At 74.7% G+C, this 22,054-nt stretch carries 2 protein-coding genes; both read right to left on the bottom strand.

Features of this window, described 5'->3' with window-relative positions:
- Position 1: 1 nt before the first annotated feature.
- The gene (locus FH609_RS09180; RefSeq protein WP_139666960.1) at positions 2-11,044 is read right to left on the bottom strand and encodes a type I polyketide synthase; all 11,043 of its coding nucleotides are present in this window, start codon (positions 11,042-11,044) and stop codon (positions 2-4) included.
- Positions 11,045-11,144: 100 nt separating this feature from the next.
- Positions 11,145-22,052 carry a type I polyketide synthase gene (locus FH609_RS09175; protein ID WP_139666961.1) on the bottom strand — a complete coding sequence of 3,636 codons (10,908 nt, stop codon included), beginning with the start codon at positions 22,050-22,052 and terminating at the stop codon, positions 11,145-11,147.
- Positions 22,053-22,054: the final 2 nt, after the last annotated feature.

The following is a 22,054-nucleotide window of genomic DNA, read 5'->3' as shown; positions in this document are numbered from 1 at the left end:
GTCACTGGTCCCTCCCCAGTTCCTGGTGGATGAAGTCGAAGATCTCGTCGTCGGTGGCCGCTTCGAGCCGTTCGGTGGCGTCGTCGTCCTCGTCCGGTGCGGCCGGCACCGCGCCGCGTGCGGCGGCGAGGGCGGCGATCCGGTCGAGGAACTCACGCAGCCGGTCGGTGGCCTGTGGCCGGTCCCAGTAGTCCGCCGCCGTGGCGAGGAGGGAGTTCTCCAGCCGGTCCAGCTCGGCCAGCGGGTCGTCGGAGACCGCGTCGGCCGCGCCGCCGAGTGCGCCGCGCAGATGGTCGGCGAGGGCGGCGGCGGTCGGGTGGTCGAAGACGACGGTGGCGGCGAGGGCGAGTCCGGTCGCGGCCCTGAGCCGGTTGCGGAGCTCGACGGCGGTCAGCGAGTCGAAGCCGAGATCGCGGAAGGCCCGTTCGGCGTCGATGGAGTTGCCGGAGGCGTGGCCGAGGGCGGCGGCGGCCTCGGTGCGCACCAGGTCGAGCAGCAGGGCGCGTTGCTCGGCCGGGGGGCGCCCGGCGAGGCGGGCCGCCCAGGAACCGCCGTCCGCCGCCGGCGCGTTGGTCGCCTCCCGGGCGGCGAGCGCGGCGACATCGGGCAGGTCGGAGAGGAGCGGGCTGGGGCGGTGCAGGGTGAAGGCGGGCAGGAAGCGGTCCCAGGCCACGTCGGCTATGACGAGGTGGGTCTCGTCGTCGGTGACCGCGTGTTCCAGTGCGGCGATGGCCGGTTCGGGGTCCATCACGATGACGCCGCCGCGCGCCAGTTGGGCGGCGCGCTCCTCGTCGAGCATCCCGCCTCCCCCGCCCCAGGCGCCCCAGGCCACGGAGGTGGCGCGGCCGCCCGCCGCGCGACGGGCCTGGGCGAGGGCGTCGAGGTAGGCATTGCCCGCCGAGTAGGCGGCCTGTCCGCCGCTGCCCCAGACCGCCGAGATCGACGAGAACAGCACGAACGCGTCCACCGCGTCGGGTTCGAGGAGCGCGTCGAGATGGCGGGCGCCGGCGACCTTCGCGGCCAGCGCCTCGGCGATGCCCTCGGCGGTGAGGTCGGGGAACGGCGTCTGCTCGGCGGCCCCCGCGGCGTGGAAGACGGACCGCACGGGGTCGCCGGCCGCCGTCAGGCCCTTGAGGAGTTCCTCGACCGCCGACCGGTCGGTGATGTCGCACGCGATCAGGCTCACCCGGGCGCCCAGGGCGTCGAGTTCGTCGGCGAGGGCGCCGGCGCCGGGTGCGGCGGGGCCGGCGCGCCCGACGAGGACGACGTGTTCGGCGCCGCGCCGCGCCGTCCACCGGGCGACATGCGCGCCGATCGCGCCGGTGCCGCCGGTGATCAGCACCGTCCCCTGCGGCTTCCAGGGCGTGGCGGGCCCTTCGGGGCGCGGGCTGCGGCCGAGCCGCCGCACGAGAATGCCGGACTCGCGGATCGCGAGTTCGTCCTCGCCGTGCTCAGCCGCGTCTCCGACGACGCCGAGCAGCCGGTCCACGGCCCGGGCCGACGGGACGGCGGGCAGGTCCACCAAGCCGCCCCAGCGCCCGGGGAGTTCGAGGACCGCCGTCCGGCCCATGCCCCACACCAGGGACTGTGCGGTGGTGGTGAGCGGGTCGCCGGCGTCGACGGAGACGGCGCCGGAGGTCAGGCACCACAGCGGCGCGTCGTGGCCGAGGTCGCCCAGCGCCTGGGCCAGCAGGACGGTGTCCACGGCGCCGACCGTGAGCACGGGATGGTCGGGGTGTTCGCGGTCGTCGAGCGGGGTGAGGGCCAGCACGCCGTGCGGCGCCTCCTCGCCGAGGGCCTCGCCGATGAGCCGGGTCAGGGCGGCGCGGTCGCCGTTGGCCCGGGCCGTGGCGACGACGCGCACGTCGGCGCCGCCGGCGGCCAGTTCGGCCGTGACGGCGGTGGCCCAGGCGGCCGCCGCCGGGTGTTCGGGCGCGGCGAGGAGCCAGCGGCCGGTCGGCCGGGCCGCCGTGCGGTCCGGGATGGGGCGCCAGGTGACGCGGTAGCGGCGGTTGTTCAGCGCCGTGTGTTCCCGGTGCCGCCTGCGCCAGGCGGCGAGCGCGGGAACGACGGTGCCCAGTTCCTCGCCGCCGTCGCCGCCCAGGTCGAGGGTGCCGGCCACGGTGGCGAGGTCGCCGTCGTCGACGGCGCGCCAGAAGTCGGCCGTCCCGTCGGCGGCCGAGGCGTCGGCCGGCGCGGGGGCGGCGGCGACGGGCCAGTACCGCTCGTGCTCGAAGGCGTAGGTGGGGAGGTCGACGGGGCGTGCGGCGGTTTCGCCGAGGACGGCCTGCCAGTCGACGGGCACGCCCTGGACGTGGAGTTCGGCGGCGGAGAGCAGCAGCCGGTCGAGGCCGCCCTCGTCCCGCCGCAGCGAGCCGGTCACCACCAGCTCCTGACCCACCGCCTCGGCCGTCTCCTCAAGCCCCACGCTGAGCACCGGATGCGGACTGGACTCCACGAACACCCGGAAGCCGTCGGCCAACAGGGCGCGGACGGTCTCCTCGAAGCGGACCGTGCCGCGCAGATTGGTATACCAGTACCCGGCGTTCAGTTCGTTGGTGTCGATCGGGCCGCCGGTCACCGTGGAGTAGAACGGGACCCTGGACGTCCTCGGCTCGATCGGCGCGAGCAGCCGCGCCAACTCCTCCTCGATCGCCTCCACATGAGCCGAGTGCGAGGCATAGTCCACCGGAACCCGACGCACCCGGGTGCCCTCGCTTTCCAGGGCCGCGAACAGGGCATCCAACGCGGCCCCGTCACCGGAAACCACCGTCGAGGACGGCCCGTTGACCGCCGCCACCGACAGGCCATCGCCCCACTCGCCAAACCGCCCCGCCACCACGTCAGCCGGCAACGCCACCGACACCATCCCGCCACCCCGCCCCGCCAACGCCAGAATCGCCTGGCTGCGCAACGCCACCACCCGCGCCGCATCCGCCAACGACAACGCACCAGCGACACAGGCGGCAGCGATCTCACCCTGCGAATGACCCACCACCGCAGCCGGGGTGACGCCCCACGACTCCCACACCGCCGCCAACGACACCATCACCGCGAACAACACCGGCTGCACCACATCCACCCGATCCAGCTCCGGGCAACCGTCCACCCCCCGCACCACATCCACCAACGACCACCCCGTCAACGGGTCCAACACCCCAGCACACTCGCCCAACCGCTCCGCGAACACCGGCGAGGAATCCAACAACCCCACCGCCATCCCCACCCACTGACCACCCTGACCGGGAAAGACAAAGACCGGACGGGAGGCGGTGCCGGCCGTTCCGACGGCGGTGCGGGCGGCGGTCTCGCCCCGGGCGAGGGCCGCGAGGCCGGCCAGCAGTTCCTCGCGGTCGGTGCCGAGGACCACGGCGCGGTGCTCGTGGGTGGCGCGGGTGCCGGCGAGCGCCAGGCCGATGTCGTGGTGGGGCCGTTCCCGGACGGTGGGCGAGGCGAGGAGCCGCCGGGCCTGGGCGCGCAGCGCGGTCGCCGAGCGGGCGGAGAGCAGCCAGGGCACGACCGGCGGGGCCGGCTCCGCGTCGGGGAGCTGCGGCTCGGGCTCCGGGTACTGCTCGACGACGACATGCGCGTTGGTGCCGCTGACCCCGAACGCGGAGACCGCAGCCCGCCGGGGACGGCCGCTCTCCGGCCAGGGCCGTTCCTCGGTCGCCACGTTGACGAGCCCGCTGTCCCAGTCGACCTCCTGCGTCAGCCGGTCGACATGGAGGGTTCTGGGCACGATGCCGTGCCGGAGCGCCATCACCGTCTTGATGAGCCCGGCGATGCCGGCGGCGGCCTGGGTGTGGCCGATGTTCGACTTCAACGAGCCGATCCACAGCGGGTGTTCGTCGTCCCGGTCGCGGCCGTAGGTGGCGAGCAGCGCCTGGGCCTCGATCGGGTCGCCGAGCCGGGTGCCGGTGCCGTGCGCCTCGACGACGTCGACCTCGGCGGGGCGGACACCGGCGTTGGCGAGGGCCTGCCGGATGACGCGCTGCTGGGACGGGCCGTTGGGCGCGGACAGCCCGTTGCTCGCGCCGTCCTGGTTGACCGCGCTGCCCCGCACCACGGCCAGCACGCGGTGCCCGTTGCGCCGCGCGTCGGACAGCCGCTCGACGACGACCATGCCGACGCCCTCCGCCCAGGCCGTTCCGTCGGCGGTGTCGGCGAACGCCTTGCACCGGCCGTCGGGCGAAAGACCGCGCTGCCGGCTGAACTCGACGAACAGGTCCGGCGTGGAGAGCACCGCGACGCCGCCGACCAGGGCGAGTTCGCACTCGCCGCCGCGCAGCGCCTGCCCGGCGAGGTGCAGCGCGACCAGCGACGAGGAGCACGCCGTGTCCACGGTCACCGCAGGGCCCTCCAGGCCGAAGGTGTAGGCGAGTCGGCCGGACAGCACGCTGCCGGTGCTGCCGGTGAGGAGATAGCCCTCGTAGTTGTCGTGGGCGCGGGCGAGGAGTGAGGAGTACGTCTGGCCGCTGGCGCCGACGAACACGCCGGTGCGGGAGCCGCGCAGCGCGGCCGGGTCGAGGCCGGCGCGCTCCAGCGCCTCCCAGGACGTCTCCAGCAGCAGCCGCTGCTGCGGGTCCATGGCGACGGCCTCGCGCGGCGAGATCCCGAAGAACGCGGCGTCGAACCCGGCGACGTCGTGCAGGAATCCGCCGTGGCGGGCGTAGGTGGTGCCCTGCCGGTCCGGGTCGGGGTCGTAGAGGCCGGCGGGGTCCCAGCCCCGGTCGGCGGGGAAGCCGGACATGCCGTCGGTGCCGGAGCGGACCAACTGCCACAGGTCCTCGGGCGAGTTGACGCCGCCGGGGAAGTGGCAGGCGATGCCGACGACGGCGAGGGGCTCCTGGCTGTCGCCGGTCACGGCGGGCGCGGGGGCGGCCGCGCCGGGGAGTTCCCCGGCGAGGTCGGCGAGGATGCGGGCGGCGAGCGCGGTGGGCGTCGGGTGGTCGAAGACGAGGGTGGCGGGCAGCCGGGTGCCGGCCTCGGCGTTGAGCCGGTTGCGCAGCTCGACGGCGGTCAGCGAGTCGAAGCCCATCTCCTGGAAGGCGCGGCCCTCCTCGACGGCGTCCGGGGAGCCGTGCCCGAGGACGGCGGACGCCTGGGCGCGCACCAGGTCGAGGACGATCCGCCGCTGTTCGTCCTCGCCGAGGCCGTGCAGGCGGCGGCGGAGCCCGTCGGCCTGGATGTCCGCCCCCTCGCGGGCGCGCGGCGCGGCCGTCCGCACCAGGCCGCGCAGGACGGGCGGCACGGCCGCGCCGCGCCGGCGCAGCCCGGCCAGGTCGAGGCGGGCGGGCACGAGGGCGGGGGCGCCGTGCGACAGCGCCGCGTCGAACAGGGCGAGCCCTTCGGCCTCGGTCAGCGGCAGCAGGCCGCCGCCGGCCATGCGCCGTCGGTCGACGTCCCCGAGGGATGCGGTCATGCCGCCGGGCTGCTCCCACAGCCCCCACGCCATGGACACGGCGGGCAGGCCGAGCGCCCTGCGGTGTTCGGCGAGGGCGTCGAGGAAGGTGTTGGCGGCGCAGTAGCCGGCCTGGCCGGCCGCGCCGAAGGTGGCGGCGGCGGAGGCGAACACGACGAAGAACGACAGGTCGAGACCGAGGGTCAACTCGTGCAGGTGCCAGGCCGCGTCGACCTTGGGGCGCAGCACGGTGTCGACCCGCTCGGGAGTGAGGGAGGTGACGATCCCGTCGTCGAGCACCCCGGCCGCGTGGACGACGCCCTGGAGCGCGGAGGTCAGCGGGAGGGTGTCGAGCAGCGAGGCGAGGGCGGCGCGGTCCGACACGTCGCAGGCGACCACGTCGGCCTGCGCCCCCAACGCGGTGAGTTCCGCCTGGAGTTGCGCGATGCCGGGCGTGGCGCCGCCCCGGCGTCCGGCGAGGATCAGGTGGCGCACCCCGTGCCGGGTGACGAGGTGCCGGGCGACCAGGCCGCCGAGGGCGCCGCCGGCGCCGGTGACGAGGACGGCGCCGCCGCCGGCCGACTCCGCGCCGACGGTCTCCGGCACGGTGAGGACGACCTTGCCGACGTGCCGGGCCTGGCTGAGGAAGCGGAACGCCTCGCCGGCCGACCTGGCGTCCCACGCCGTCACCGGCAGCCGGCGCAGCGCGCCGCTCTCGAAGAGGTCGACCAGTGCCGCCAGCATCTCGCCGATGCGGTCCGGGCCCGCCTCCAGCATGTCGAACGCCCGGTAGTCGACGCCCGGGTGGGCCGCCGCCATCTCCTCGGGCCGCCGGATGTCGGTCTTGCCCATCTCCAGGAACCGCCCGCCGCCGGTCAGCAGCGCGGCGGAGGCGTCGACGAACTCGCCGGCGAGGGAGTTCAGCACGACGTCCACGCCGCGCCCTCCGGTGACGTCGGCGAAGCGCTGGCCGAAGTCGAGGGTGCGGGAGTTGGCCAGCCGCTCGTCGGCGACGCCGAGGGAGCGCACGGTGTCCCACTTGCCGGGGCTGGCCGTGGCGTAGACCTCGGCGCCCAGGTGCCGGGCCAGCTGCACGGCGGCCATGCCGACGCCGCCGGCCGCCGCGTGGACCAGCACCGACTCGCCGGCGCGCAGGTCGGCGAGGTCCACCAGGCCGTAGTACGCCGTCAGGAAGACGACGGGCACGGCCGCCGCCTCGGTGAACGACCAGCCGTCGGGGACGCGGGCGAGCAGCCTGCGGTCGGTGACGGCGACGGGCCCGAGAACGCCGTAGAACAGGCCCATCACGCGGTCGCCCGGGACGAGCCCGGTGACGCCGGGGCCCACCTCCAGGACCACCCCGGCGCCCTCGGCGCCGACGCGCGCCTCGCCCGGGTACATGCCGAGGGCGATGAGGACGTCCCTGAAGTTCAGGCCGCCCGCCCGCATTCCGACCCTGACCTCGCCCTCGCCCAGCGGCCGGTCGGCCTCGGGGAAGGGCGTCAGGGCCAGGTTCCCTTCGAGGGTGCCCCGGCCCAGGGTCTCCAGGCGCCAGGGCTGCCCCTCCGGAAGGTCGAGTCCGGCGGAGGCGCGCGCGAGCCTGGGCACGAGAACGTCGGCGCCGCGCACCGCCCACTCGGTCTCTTCGCCGCCCGCGAGGAGCGGCAACCGGGCCCAGGCGTCGGCCGGTTCGTCGATGTCGACCAGGACGAACCGGCCCGGGTTCTCGGCCTCAGCCGAGCGCACCAGGCCCCGGACGGCCGCGTGCGCCGGGTCGGTGACCTGCTCGCCGGGGCGGGCGGCGACAGCCCGCCGGGTCACCACCACGAGCCGGGCGGCGGCGAACCGCTCGTCCGCGATCCAGGTCTGCGCGAGGCGCAGGGCGCGGTGGGTGGCGTCGTGGGCCAGTTCGGGCAGCCGGTCGCCGGTGGCGGCGGGGCCCAGGCTCGGGACGACGAGGAGGTCGGGCAGGGGGGCGCCGGCGTCCAACGCGGCGGCGAGGGCGTCGAGGTCGGCGTAGCGGGCGACGGCACCGGCGGCCTCCGGGGCGTCGTTCGCCGCCAACAGGGCCCAGGTCGGCGGGTGTTCGACGGGCGGCAGCGAGCGTTCCACCCATTCGACGCGGAACAGCGCGTCCGGGGCGCGCCGACCGTCAGCGCGCAGCCGTTCGGCGGTCACGGTCCTGAGCACCAGCGCCTCGGCGCCGGCGACGAGCTGCCCCGACGTGTCGGCGACGGTCAGGGAGAGGCTGTCGTCCCCGGTGCGGACGAGGTGCACGCGGAGCGAGGAGGCGCCCCAGGCGCGTATCGCGACGCCGCTCCACGCGAAGGGCAGCCGGCCCGGGGCGTCCGCCGCTCCCCCGTCGAGCAGGCCGCCCGCCCCGACGGCGTGCAGGGCCGCGTCGAGGAGCGCGGGGTGCAGCGCGAAGGCCGCCGCGTCACCGCTCGCCTCGGCGGGCAACTCGACCTCGGCGAACACCTCGTCGCCGCGCCGCCACACGTCCCGCAGGCCCCGGAACGTCGGGCCGTAGGCGAAGCCCGCCTCGGCGAAGCGGTCGTAGGTGTCGGCCGCGTCGACGGGCACGGCGCCGGCGGGTGGCCAGGCGCCCGTGACCTCGCCGGAGCCGGTCGCGGTCCCGGCGGCGGTGAGGACGCCCGTCGAGTGCTGCTGCCAGTCGGGCTCGGCCTCCGCTTCGGACGGCTCGGGGCGGGAGTGAATCGAGACGGTGCGCCGCCCGGCCTCGTCCTGGTGCCCCACGACGACCTGAAGCTGAAGGGCACCCTGCTCGGGCAGGACGAGCGGGTGGTGCAGGGTGAGTTCCTCGACGGTGGAGGCCCCGACCTGATCGCCGGCCCAGACGGCCAGTTCCAGGAACGCCGTCCCCGGCAGCAACACCGCGTCCAGAACGGTGTGATCGACCAGCCACGGGTGGGAACGCCGCGACAGCCGGCCGGTCAACACCAGCCCGTCGCCCTCGGCGAGATGGACCACCGCGCCGAGCAGCGGGTGGGCGGCGCTGCCCAGCCCGGCGGCGGAAGCATCGCCGGCGGTGCTGGGCTGGTCGAGCCAGTAGCGGTCGCGCTGGAAGGCATAGGTCGGCAGGTCGACGGTGCGGGCGCCGGAACCGTCGTAGAGCGCCTGCCAGTTGACGGTCCCGCCGGCGGCCCAGAGGCGCGCGAGGGCGGTGACGGCGGTCGCGGGTTCGTCGCGGTCGCGGCGCAGCATCGGGACACAGCCCGGGACCAGGGAGGACAGGGCGGCGTCGGGGCCGACCTCGACGAAACGGGTCACGCCCAGCTCGGTGGCGGCCTGAACGCCGTCGTGGAAGCGGACCGCTTCGCGGACGTGCCGCACCCAGTACTCGGGATTGGTCACGTCCGAGACCATGGGGATGACCGGCTCGTTGAACGTCACCTGGTGGAGCACCTGGCGGAAGTCGTCCAGCATCGGGTCCATCAGCGAGGAGTGGAAGGCGTGGCTGACCTTCAGCCGCTTCACCTTCTTGCCCTCGGCCTCGAATCGGGCGGCGACCTCCAACACGGCGGCCTCGACGCCCGAAATGACCACGGCCTCGGGGCCGTTGACGGCGGCGAGGGAGACCTCATCGGACAGCAGGTCCACCACCTCGGCCTCGGGCACATTGAGGGCCACCATCGCGCCGCCAGCAGGCAGCTGCCCCATCAGCCGGCCCCGCGCCGCCACGATCTTCGCGGCGTCCGCCAACGACCACACCCCCGCCACATGCGCGGCGGCCAACTCACCAATCGAGTGGCCGATCAGCGCATCCGGGGTCAGGCCCCAGGACTCCAACAGCCGGAAGAGCGCCACCTCACACGCGAAGATCGCCGGCTGCGCCCACGCCGTGTCGTCCAACCGCTCCGCCGGCCCCGCGAACATCACCTCACGCAACGCACCATCGAACGCCCCACACACCTCATCCAGGGCAGCGGCGAACGCCGGATAGGCGACAGCCAACTCCCGCCCCATCCCCACCCGCTGCGAACCCTGACCGGAAAAGACCAGGCCGGTGCCGCCCGTTGCAGCGGTGCCCCGGGCGACCTCGTGCCCGCCGACGAGCACCGCCCGGTGCTCGAAGGCCGAACGCGTCGCGGCCAACGACCAGCCGACATCCACCGGGTCCAACTCCGCGCACCGTTCCAGGCCCGCCAGTTGCCCCTCCAACGCCTCCGGCGAACGCCCCGACACCACCCACGGCACCACCGGCAGCGCCCCCGGCGCAGGCAACGCCTCCTCCGCCGGCGCCTCCTCGACGATCACATGCGCATTCGTCCCACTGATGCCAAACGAGGACACACCCGCCCGACGAAGCCGCCCCTCAACGGGCGTCCACTCCCGGGACTCCCGCAGCAGCTCCACCGCACCCGCAGCCCAGTTCACCTGCGGCGTCGGTTCGTCCACATGCAGCGTTCGAGGAAGCACCCCAGCCCGCAGCGCCATCACCATCTTGATCAGACCGGCGACGCCGGCGGCGGCCTGGGTGTGGCCGATGTTCGACTTCAACGACCCCAGCCACAGCGGCCGTTCGCCGTCCCGCCCCTGCCCGTACGTGGCCAACAGCGCCTGCGCCTCGATCGGGTCACCCAACCGGGTCCCCGTCCCGTGCGCCTCCACCGCATCCACATCGGCGGCCGACAACCCCGCGCTCTCCAACGCCGCCCGAATCACCCGCTGCTGCGACGGGCCGTTCGGGGCGGTCAGCCCGTTGCTCGCGCCGTCCTGGTTGACCGCGCTGCCCCGCACCACCGCCAGCACGCGGCGGCCGCCTCGTTGGGCGTCGGAGAGCCGTTCGACGACGAGGACGCCGACGCCCTCGCCCCAGCCGACGCCGTCGGCCGCCGCCGCGAACGCCTTGGAGCGGCCGTCGGGCGCGAGGCCGCGCTGGCGGCTGAACTCCATCAGGACGCCGGGCGCCGCCATGACGGCGACGCCGCCGACGAGCGCGCGGTCGCAGTCGCCGGCGCGCAGCGCGCGCGCCGCCAGGTGCAGCGCGACCAGCGAGGACGAGCAGGCGGTGTCCAGGGTCACCGCGGGGCCTTCGAGCCCGAGGATGTAGGCGATCCGGCCGGACATCACGCTGGGGGTGTTGCCGGTCATGAGGTAGCCGGCCACCTCCTCGGGCGCCTGGGTCAGGGGCGGGGCGTAGTCCCAGGTGTTGGAGCCGACGAAGACGCCGGTGCGGCTGCCGCGCAGCCGTTGCGGGTCGAGGCCCGCGCGTTCCAGCGCCTCCCACGAGGTCTCCAGGAGCAGCCGCTGCTGCGGGTCCATCGCCTGGGCCTCGCGCGGGGAGATCCCGAAGAACGCGGCGTCGAAGGCGCCGAGGTCGTCGAGGAAGGCGCCCTCGCGGGTGCCGATGGACCCGGGCCGGCTCAACTCGGGGTCGTAGAGGTCGTCGACGTCCCAGCCCCGGTCGGTGGGGATCGGGGCGACAGCGTCCGTGCCGGTGGAGACCAGCTCCCAGAGGTCCTCCGGGGTGTTCACGCCGTGCGGGAACCGGCAGGCCATCGCGGTGATGGCGAGGGGTTCCCCGGCACGCTCCTCGAGTTCCCTGACGCGCTCCTTCGACTGAACCAGGTCAGCCGTGACCCACTTGAGGTATTCGCGGAGCTTCTCTTCGTTGTCCATCTGGGTGCCGCTCCATCCAGCAGTGTGCGTGCTCTGGGCTGCTCTGGGTGCGCTGGCCGCGCGGTGCCGCCTCGGGCCGGGCCGCGTCGGGCCGGGCTGCCTACTGCGACTTGCCGAGTTCCTTGTTGATGAAGTCGAAGATCTCGTCGTCCGAGGCGGACTCGATCTTCTGGGTGGAGTCCGCGCCGGGGCCGGTGCCGGCCGGGCCCGCGCCGATCGCGGCGAGGACCTCGCGGGCCCGCTGGACCACCCGGGGGCGTTCGCCGTCCGTGGGCTCCAGCGCCGCGAGGGCGGCTTCGAGCGCGTCGAGTCCCGCGAGCACGGAGTCGGCGGTCGCCTCCTGGGGCGGGGCCAGCTGTTCGCGCAGGAAGGCGGCGAGGGCGGCGGGCGTCGGATAGTCGAAGACCAGCGTGGCGGAGAGCCGGAGTCCGGTCGCGGCGTTGAGCCGGTTGCGGAGTTCGACGGCGATCAGGGAGTCGAAGCCCAGTTCCTTGAAGGCCCGTTCGGGGGCGATCTCGGCGGCCGAGGCGTGGCCGAGGGCGGTGGCCACCTGGGTGCGGACCAGGGTGGTCAGCAGCCGGTCCTGCTCGGCGGGCGGGAGTCCGGCAAGGCGGGCGCCGAGTCCCTCGGGTCCCTCCCCGTTCGCCTCGGGGGCCGTCGGGCCGGCGGTCGTCCTGGCGGTGGCGGTGCGTAGGGCGCGCACCTCGGGCAGGTCGCGGATGATCGGGCGGGCCCGGCCGCCGTGCACCTCGGCGACGAAGCGCCGCCAGTCGACGTCGATCACGGTGAGGAACGGCTCGTCGGCGAGGAGGGAGCGCGCCATGACGTCGACGGCGGTGCGCGGGTCCATGGGGCGGATGCCGCGCCGCTTGATGCGGGCCTCGTTGGAGCCGAGGGTCGCCATGCCGTCGCCGCCCCACATGCCCCAGCCGAAGGAGGCGCCGACGCGTCCCTGGGCGCGCCGCTGTTGGACGAGGGTGTCGAGGAAGGTGTTGCCCGCCGCGTAGGACGCCTGGCCCGCCGACCCGAGGACGCCGGAGACGGAGGAGAACAGGACGAACGCCGACAGGTTGAGGTGCGCGGTGAGTTCGTGCAGGTTGAGCGCCGCGTCGATCTTGGGCCGCAGGACGACGTTCATGTTGTCGACGGTGAGGCTCTCGACGATGCCGTCGCGGGAGACGCCGGCGGTGTGGATGACGGCGTCGAGCGGGGTGTCGCCGGGCAGGGAGTCGAGAAGTTCGGCGAGTTGGGCGCGGTCGGCCACGTCGCAGGCGGCGATGGTGACCTTGGCGCCGAGGGCGGTCAGTTCGGCCTCCAGTTCGTCGGCGCCGGCGGCGTCGCGTCCGCTGCGGCTGGTCAGGATCAGGTGGTCGGCGCCCTCCTCGGCGAGCCACCGGGCGACATGGCCGCCGAGCGCGCCGGTGCCGCCGGTGACGAGCACGGTGCCGGACGGCCGCCAGGCGCGGTCCGTGGACGGCTCGGGGCGGGAGGACCGTTGGAGGCGTCGGACGAGAACTCCCGTGTCGCGCACGGCCAGTTGGTCCTCGTCGCGGTCGGCCGCCAGCACCTCGACGAGGCGGGCGACGGCGCGTTCGCCCGGCGCGGCGGGCACGTCGACGAGTCCGCCCCACTGCTTGGGCTGTTCCAGGGCGACGACGCGGCCGAGGCCCCAGACGGTGGACTGGAGCGGGTGGTCGACGGGGTCGGTCTCGGTGGCGTACACCGCGTCCTGGGTAGCGATCCACAGGGGTGCCTCCAGGCCGGCGGTGTCCATGGCCTGCACGGTGGTGACGGTGTGGGCGAGGCCGAGCGGGACGGCGCCCTGTTCGGGGTGCGTCCGTTCGTCGAGGGCGAGCCAGGACAGCACTCCGGCGACCGGCTCCCCGTGGCCCTCGTTCCCGGCCGCCTCGGTGAGGCGGTCGGCGAGGGCGGCCCGGTCGGCGCCCAGCGCGTCGTCGACGGTGACGGTGGCGACCCGGGCGCCGCGCACCCGAAGTGCCTCGGCGCTGGCGGCGATCCAGGGGTGGTCGGCCCGTTCGGCTGGCACGGCCAGCAGCCAGGTGCCGGCGGGTGCCGCGTCGGGGGTGTCGGCGAGGCGGGTCCAGTCGATGCGGTAGCGCCAGGAGTCCTCGGCTGCGGCCGTCTCGCCGAGGGCCTGCCTGGCCTCTTCGAGTTGGTCGGCGGCCAGGGGCCGCGCGGCGAGCGACGCGACGCTGGCGACGGGCGCCCCGGTCGCGTCGGCGACGGTCACGGTGACGACGTCCTCGCCGCTGCGGCGGAACCGGACGCGCAGCGCGTCGGCGCCGGTGGCGTAGGTGCGCACGCCGTTCCAGGAGAACGGGAGGACGGCGGTCTCGGTGTCGCCGTGGTAGCCGAGCACGGTGCCGTGGAGCGCGGCGTCCAGGAGCGCGGGGTGCAGCTCGAAGGCTTCGGCCTGGGCGGCGTACTCCTCGGGCAGCGCGACCTCCGTGAACACCTCCTCGCCTCGGCGCCAGGCGCGGCGGAGCCCCTGGAACGCGGGGCCGTAGCCGTAGCCGAGGTCGGCGAACCAGTCGTAGACGCCGGCCACGTCGAGTTCCTCGGCGTCGGCGGGCGGCCAGGCGGCGAGGTCGGGGTCGGTGCCGGCGGGCGGGGCGGCGCCGACGGCGGCGAGGAAGCCCATGGCGTGCCGGGTCCAGGGCCGGTCGGGGGCCGGTTCGTCCCACGTGGAGTCCGATCCGGCGGCGGGTTCGGTGCGCGAGTACACGCCGATCTCGTGCCGGCCGTCGTCGTCGCGCCCGCTGACCACGACCTGCACGCGCACGGCGCCGTCCACGGGCAGCACCAGCGGGGCGTGGAGGGTGAGTTCGTCGATGCCGTCGGCGCCGACGTGGCGGGCCGCGTACTGGGCGAGTTCCACGAATCCGGTGCCGGGCAGCAGCACGGTGTCGAGGACGGCGTGGTCCGCGAGCCAGGGCTGGGTCGCGGTGGAGAGCCGCCCGGTGAACACGGCGCCCGCGCCGTCGGCGAGTTCGACGACCGCGCCGAGCAGCGGGTGGTTCGCGCCGCCGATCCCCACCCCGGTGATCGCGCCGGTCCCGGGGCGGGCGGCCGGCCGCAGCCAGTAACCGCGGTGCTGGAACGGGTAGGTGGGGAGGTCGACGGGGCGTGCCGGGACGTCGGCGAAGACGGCCTGCCAGTCCACGGGCACGCCTTGGACGTGGAGTTCGGCGGCGGAGAGCAGCAGCCGGTCAAGGCCACCCTCGTCCCGCCGCAGCGAACCCACCGTCACGGTGGTGACCCCGGCGTCCTCGAACGTCTCCTCAAGGCCCACGCTGAGCACCGGATGCGGGCTGGACTCCACGAACACCCGGAACCCGTCGGCCAGCAGGGCCCGCACGGTCTCCTCGAAGCGGACGGTGCCCCGCAGATTGGTGTACCAGTACCCGGCGTTCAGCTCCGTCGTGTCGATCGGGCCGCCGGTCACCGTGGAGTAGAACGGGACCCTGGACGTCCTCGGCTCGATCGGCGCGAGCAGCCGCGCCAACTCCTCCTCGATCGCCTCCACATGAGCCGAGTGCGAGGCATAGTCCACCGGAACCCGGCGCACCCGGGTGCCCTCGCTTTCCAGGGCCGCGAACAGGGCATCCAACGCGGCCCCGTCACCCGAAACCACCGTCGAGGACGGCCCGTTGACCGCCGCCACCGACAAGCCCTCACCCCACTCGACGAACCGGCCGGCCACCACGTCGGCCGGCAACGCCACCGACACCATCCCGCCACCCCGCCCCGCCAACGCCAGAATCGCCTGACTCCGCAACGCCACCACCCGCGCCGCATCCGCCAACGACAACGCACCAGCGACACAAGCGGCAGCGATCTCACCCTGCGAATGACCCACCACCGCAGCCGGGGTAACGCCCCACGACTCCCACACCGCCGCCAACGACACCATCACCGCGAACAACACCGGCTGCACCACATCCACCCGATCCAGCTCCGGCGCACCCCCCACCCCCCGCACCACATCCACCAACGACCACCCCGTCAACGGGTCCAACACCTCCGCACACTCACCGAACCGCTCCGCGAACACCGGCGAGGAATCCAACAACCCCACCGCCATCCCCACCCACTGACCACCCTGACCGGGGAACACGAACACCGGCCTGGCGGCGCGGCCCTGGATGGTCCGGGTGCCCGTCGCGGTGTGGGGCGTGGGCTCGCCGGCGGCGAGCGCGGTGAGCCCGGCCAGGAGGTCGTCCCGGTCGCGGCCCACGACCACGGCCCGCTCGTCGAAGAGGGAACGGTGCCGGACGAGGGTGAGGCCGACGTCGGCGGCCGGCGTGCCGCCGGCCAGCACGGCGCGAAGCCGCTGGGCCTGGACGCGCAACGCGGCCTCGGAGCGGGCCGAGACGACCAGCGGAACGGCCGCCGGCTCGGGCTCGTTGACCGGCTCCGCCGCCTCGGCCTGCCCCGCCGACTCGACCGGCTCGGGCGCCTGGGCGATGACGACATGCGCGTTGGTGCCGCTCACGCCGAACGATGAGATCCCGGCGCGGCGCGGGCGGCCCGCGCCCGGCTCGGGCCACGGGCGGTTCTCGGTGAGCAGCTCGATGGCGCCCTCCGTCCAGTCCACCTGGGGCGTGGGCTCGTTCACATGCAGGGTCTTCGGCAGCACGCCGTTGCGCAGCGCCATCACCATCTTGATCACGCCGGCGACGCCGGCGGCGGCCTGGGTGTGGCCGATGTTCGACTTCAACGACCCCAGCCACAGCGGCCGTTCGTCGTCCCGCCCCTGCCCGTAGGTGGCGAGCAGCGCCTGGGCCTCGATCGGGTCGCCCAGCTTCGTTCCCGTGCCGTGCGCCTCGACGGCGTCCACCTCGGTGGGTGCCACGCCCGCGCTGCGCAACGCCTCCCGGATGACGCGCTGTTGGGAGGGGCCGTTCGGCGCGGTCAGCCCGTTGCTCGCGCCGTCCTGGTTGACCGCGCTGCCCTCGACGACGGCCAGGATGTGGTGCCCGGCGCGGCGGGCGGCGGAGAGCCGTTCGACGACGATGACGCCGACGCCCTCCGCCCAGCCGGTGCCGTCCGCCTCGGCGGAGAACGCCTTGCACCGCCCGTCGGGCGAAAGACCGCGCTGCCGGCTGAACTCGACGAACAGGGTCGGCGTCGCCATCAGGGCGGCGCCGCCGACCAGCGCGAGGTCGCACTCGCCGTCGCGCACGGAGCGCGCGGCCAGGTGCAGCGCGACCAGCGACGAGGAGCACGCCGTGTCCACGGTCACCGCGGAGCCTTCGAGCCCGAAGGCGTAGGCGAGGCGGCCGGAGATGACGCTGGCGGAGCCGCCGGTGAGGAGGTACCCCTCGTAGTCCTGCGGGGCGTCGGCGAGCAGCGCGGCATAGTCCTGGCCGTTGGCGCCGACGAAGACGCCGGTGCGGGAGCCGTGCAGCGCCACCGGGTCGATGCCGGCGCGCTCCAGCGCCTCCCAGGACGTCTCCAGCAGCAGCCGCTGCTGCGGGTCCATGCCGATGGCCTCGCGCGGGGAGATCCCGAAGAACTCGGCGTCGAACTGGTCGATGCCGTCCAGGAACCCGCCGTGCCGGGTGTAGGTCTTGCCGGTGCGCTCGGGGTCGGGGTCGTAGAGGCCGTCCAGGTCCCAGCCCCGGTCGGTGGGGAAGGTCGAGATGCCGTCGGTCCCGTCGGCGACCAGCCGCCACAGATCCTCGGGGGTGCTGACGCCGCCGGGGAAGCGGCAGGCCATGCCGACGATCACCACGGGGTCGTCGGTCGGGGCGACGGCGGGGACCGGCGCGGCGACGGCCACCTCGCCCTGGGTGCCGAGGAGTTCGGAGACGATCCGGGCGGCCATCACCTGGGGCGTCGGGTAGTCGAAGACGAGGGTGGCGGGCAGCCGCAGGCCGGTCTCCGCGTTGAGCCGGTTGCGCAGCTCGACGGCCATGAGGGAGTCGAAGCCCATCTCCTGGAAGGCGCGGCTCGCCTCCACCGCCTCCACGGAGCCGTGGCCCATCACGTCGGCGACCTGCCGGCCGACCAGGGCGAGGGCGAAGGTCTCGCGCTCGTCCGTGGGCATCCCGGCCAGCCGGTCGCGCAGGGTGCGTGCCGCGTCGGCGCCCCCGACGACCACGGCGCGCCGGGGCGCGCGAACCAGCGCCCGCAGCAGGGCCGGCACCTCGCCGGAGCGCCGGAGCGCGGCGAGGTCCAGCCGGGTCGGCACGACCACGGGGCGGTCCTGGCGCAGCGCGGCGTCGAAGAGGGCCAGCGCCTCCTCGGTGGGCAGCGCGGTCATGCCGCCGCGCGCCGCGCGCCTCAGGTCGGCGTCGCCGAGGTGTTCGGTGATGCCGCTGGCCTGCTGCCACAGGCCCCAGGCGAGCGAGCGGGCCGGAAGCCCCTGGGCGGCCCGCTGTTGGGCGAGGGCGTCCAGGAACGCGTTGGCCGCCGCGTAGCCGGCCTGGCCGGCGCCGCCGAAGGTCGCGGTCGCCGACGAGAACAGCACGAACGCCGCCAGCTCGGCTCCCCGGGTCAGCTCGTGGAGGTTGCGCGCGGCGTCCGCCTTGGGCCGCAGCACGGCGTCGATCCGGTCTGGCGTCTGGGCGGCGAACACGCCGTCGTCGACGACGCCGGCCGCGTGGACGACGGCCGTGAGCGGCGCCGACGCCGGGATCGCGGCCAACACGTCGGTTAGCGCCGCCCGGTCGGCGGCGTCACAGGCCACGATCTCGGCGGCCGCGCCCAACGCGGCGAGTTCGGCCGCGAGTTCGGCGGCGCCGTCGGCCTCGGGGCCGCGTCGGCTGGTGAGGAGGAGGCGGCGAACTCCGTGCCGGGCCACCAGATGGCGGGCGAGCAGCCCGCCGAGGGCGCCGGTGCCGCCGGTGATGAGAACGGTGCCCTCCGGGTCGAGTTCGGGGAACGACGCGTCGGGCGCGGCGGGCCGCGCCAGCCGGGGCACGAGGGCCCGGCCGGAGCGGACAGCGGCCTCGGGTTCGTCGGTGGCCAGCAGGGCGACCAGCGCACCGGCCGGAACCGGGCGCGCGGCGTCGGGCTCGTCGAGGTCGACCAGCACGATCCGGCCGGGGTTCTCGGTCCCCGCCGTGCGCAGTAGGCCGTGCACGGCCGCGCCGGGCAGGTCGGCCACGTGCTCCCCCGGGGCCGTCCCGACGGCGCCCCGGGTGACCACGACCAGCCGGGTCGCGGCGAACCGCTCGTCGCCGAGCCAGTCCTGGACCAGGCCCAGCGTCCGGTGCAGCGCGTCGCGCACCGCGTCCCCGCCGTCCGTCGCGGCCTGGCCGTCGGTCACGGTGAACGCGACCACGGCCGGTGCGGGCTCCTCGTTGTCGTCCAAGGCGGCGCGCAGCGCGTCGAGGTCGGCGTGGGTCGTCGTCGCGACGCCCCGCTCGGCCAGCGCGGCGGCGAGGTCGTGCCCACCCCGGTGGGCCAGGTCGTCGGCGAGGACGGCCCACCGGTTCGGGGTGGACTCGGCCTCCGCCAGCGGGAGTTGGGTCCACTCCACGTGGAACAGGCCCTGGTCGCCGCGCGGGCGCGCCGCGTCGAGCTGGTCGCCCGTGACCGCCCGCAGCAGCAGCGAGCCCACGGTGGCGACGGGCTGCCCGGAGGGCGCGGCGGCGGTGAGCCGCAGGGTGTCGGGGCCGGTGCGGGTCAGCCGCACCCGCAGCGCGGCGGCGCCCGAGGCGTGCAGCGCCACCCGCTCCCAGGTGAAGGGCAGCCGCGCCCGCGCCTCGCTGTCCCCGAGCAGCCCGCTCAGTCCGACGGCGTGCAGCGCGGCGTCCAGCAGCGCCGGGTGAACGGCGAACTCGCCCGTCTGGCGGGCGATCTCGGCCGGAAGCTCGACCTCGGCGAACACCTCGTCGCCGTCCCGCCACACGGCCCGCAGCCCCTGGAACGCCGGCCCGTAGTCGTGACCCTCGTCGGCGAGGCGGGTGTAGTAGCCGGCGATGGAAACGGCCGTCGCTCCGGCCGGCGGCCAGGAGTCGGCGACCTCGCCCTTCTCCCCGTCCTCGGCGAGCAGCGTGCCGGAGGCGTGCCGGACCCAGGGCTCCTCGTCGACCCGCGAGTGAACCCCGATCTCCCGCCGCCCGGACCCGTCGGGCCCGCCCACCACGACCTGTAGCTGAACGGCACCCTCCTCCGGCAGGATCAACGGCGCCTCAAGCGTCAACTCCTCGACGGTGGAGGCCCCGACCTGATCCCCCGCCCACACGGCCAGCTCCAGGAACGCCGTCCCCGGCAACAACACCGCATCCAGGATCGCGTGATCGACCAGCCACGGGTGCGAACGCCGCGACAGCCGGCCGGTCAACACCAGCCCGTCACCCTCGGCCAGATCAACCACCGCACCGAGCAGCGGATGCGCGGCGCTGCCCAGCCCGGCGGCGGAGGCATCACCCGTGGCGGCGGACTGCTCAAGCCAGTAGCGGTCCCGCTGGAAGGCATAGGTCGGCAGGTCGACGGTGCGGGCGCCGGAACCCTCGTAGAGCGTCTGCCAGTTGACGCTCCCGCCCGTCGTCCAGAGGGTGGCCACGGCCTTCACCGCCGTAGCGGGTTCGTCGCGGTCGCGGCGCAGCATCGGGACGCAGCCAGGGACGAGGGAGGAGAGGGCGGCGTCGGGGCCGACCTCGACGAAGCGCGATACGCCCAGCTCGGTCGCGGCCTGAACGCCGTCGTGGAACCGGACCGCTTCGCGGACATGCCGCACCCAGTACTCGGGGTCGGTGACATCCGAGACCATGGGGATGATCGGCTCGTTGAAGGTGACGTTCGCGAGGACCCGGCGGAAGTCGTCGAGCATCGGGTCCATGAGGGAGGAGTGGAAGGCGTGGCTGACCTTCAGCCGCTTGACCTTCTTGCCCTCGGCCTCGAAGCGGGCGGCGACCTCCAACACGGCCGCCTCTACGCCCGAAATGACCACGGCCTCCGGGCCGTTGACCGCAGCCAGCGACACACCCTCCACCAGGGCCTCGGCCACCTCGGCCTCGGACACCCCCAACGCGACCATCGCGCCGCCCGACGGCAACTGCCCCATCAACCGACCCCGCGCCGCCACCACCTTCGCGGCGTCCTCCAACGACCACACCCCCGCCACATGCGCAGCAGCCAACTCACCAATGGAGTGCCCGACCAGCGCATCCGGGGTCACACCCCAGGACTCCAACAGCCGGAACAGCGCCACCTCACACACGAAGATCGCCGGCTGCGCCCAGGCGGTGTCGTCCAACCGCTCCGCAGGTCCTTCGAACATCACCTCCCGCAACGCACCATCGAACGCCCCACACACCTCATCCAGGGCAGCGGCGAACACCGGGTAGGCGGCGGACAACTCCCGCCCCATCCCCACCCGCTGCGAACCCTGACCGGAGAACACAAAGCCCGTGCCGCCCACGACCGCAGCACCCCGCGCGACCTCGCGCCCGCCGACGAGCACCGCCCGGTGCTCGAACGCCGAACGCGTCGCGGCCAACGACCAGCCCACGTCCACCGGGTCCAGCCCGTCGGTGGCCTCCGCCAACCGCTCCAACTGCCCCTCCAACGCCTCCGGCGAACGCCCCGACACCACCCACGGCACCACCGGCAACGCCGACGGCACCGGCAACTCCCCAACCTCCGCCGGCGCCTCCTCCACAATCACATGCGCATTCGTCCCACTGATCCCAAACGACGACACACCCGCCCGACGAACCCCACCCTCCACAGGCGCCCACTCCCGCGCCTCCCGCAACAACTCCACCCCACCCGCAGCCCAATCCACCTGCGGCGACGGCTCCTCCACATGCAACGTCCGAGGCAAAACCCCCGCTCGCAACGCCATCACCATCTTGATCACACCCGCCACACCCGCAGCCGCCTGCGCATGACCGATGTTCGACTTCAACGACCCCAACCACAACGGCCGCTCCACCCCCCGCCCCCGCCCATACGTCGCCAACAACGCCTCCGCCTCGATCGGGTCGCCGAGGGGCGTGCCGGTGCCGTGGGCCTCCACCGCGTCGACGTCGGCGGGGGTGAGCCCGGCGGCGGCCAACGCGTCGCGGATGACGCGCTGTTGGGAGGGGCCGTTCGGCGCGGTGAAGCCGTTGGACGCGCCGTCCTGGTTGATGGCCGAGCCGTTGACGACGGCGAGCACGCGGTGGCCGTTGCGGCGGGCGTCGGAGAGCCGTTCGAGGAGGAGCAGGCCCGCGCCCTCGCCCCAGCCGGCGCCGTCGGCGGCGGCCGAGAAGGACTTGCAGCGGCCGTCGGGCGACAGGCCCCGTTGCCGGCTGAACTCGATGAAAGGGCCGGGCGTCGCCATCACGGTCACCCCGCCGGCCAGGGCGAGGGAGCACTCGCCGGCGCGCAGCGCCTGCACCGCCAGGTGCAGCGCGACCAGCGACGAGGAGCACGCCGTGTCGACCGTCACCGCCGGGCCGACGAGGCCGAGGTTGTAGGCGACGCGGCCGGTGGCGACGCTGCCGGCGCTGCCGTGCAGGAGGTAGCCCTCGAAGCCGTCCGGGATGTCGCGGATGCGCGAGCCGTAGTCGCCGTACATCAGGCCCGCGTACACCCCCACCGGGGTGTTCTTGACCGACTGCGGGACGATGCCGGCGCGTTCGAACGTCTCCCAGGCGATCTCCAGCAGCAGCCGCTGCTGGACGTCGACGGCGAGCGCCTCGCGGGGGCTCATGCCGAAGAACGCGGGGTCGAACTCGTCGGCGTCGTGCAGGAATCCGCCCTCGCGGACATAGCTCTTGCCGGGCTTGTCGGGGTCGGGGTCGAAGAGGCCGTCGAGGTCCCAGCCCCGGCCGGTGGGGAAGTCGCCCACGGCGTCGGTGCCTTCGGCGACCAGCCGCCACAGGTCCTCGGGCGAGCGGACGCCGCCGGGGTAGCGGCAGGCCATGCCGACGATCGCGACGGGCTCGCGGCTCCTGCTCTCCAGCTCTTCGAGGCGGTGGCGCGTCTGGTAGAGATCGGCCGTGACCTTCTTGAAGTACGAGAGAAGCTTCTCGTCGTTCTCCATTG

The organism is Streptomyces sp. 3MP-14, assembly GCF_006334905.2.
In the GTDB taxonomy this organism is placed as follows: domain Bacteria; phylum Actinomycetota; class Actinomycetes; order Streptomycetales; family Streptomycetaceae; genus Streptomyces; species Streptomyces triticirhizae.
This window is presented reverse-complemented; position numbering and strand designations above follow the sequence as displayed.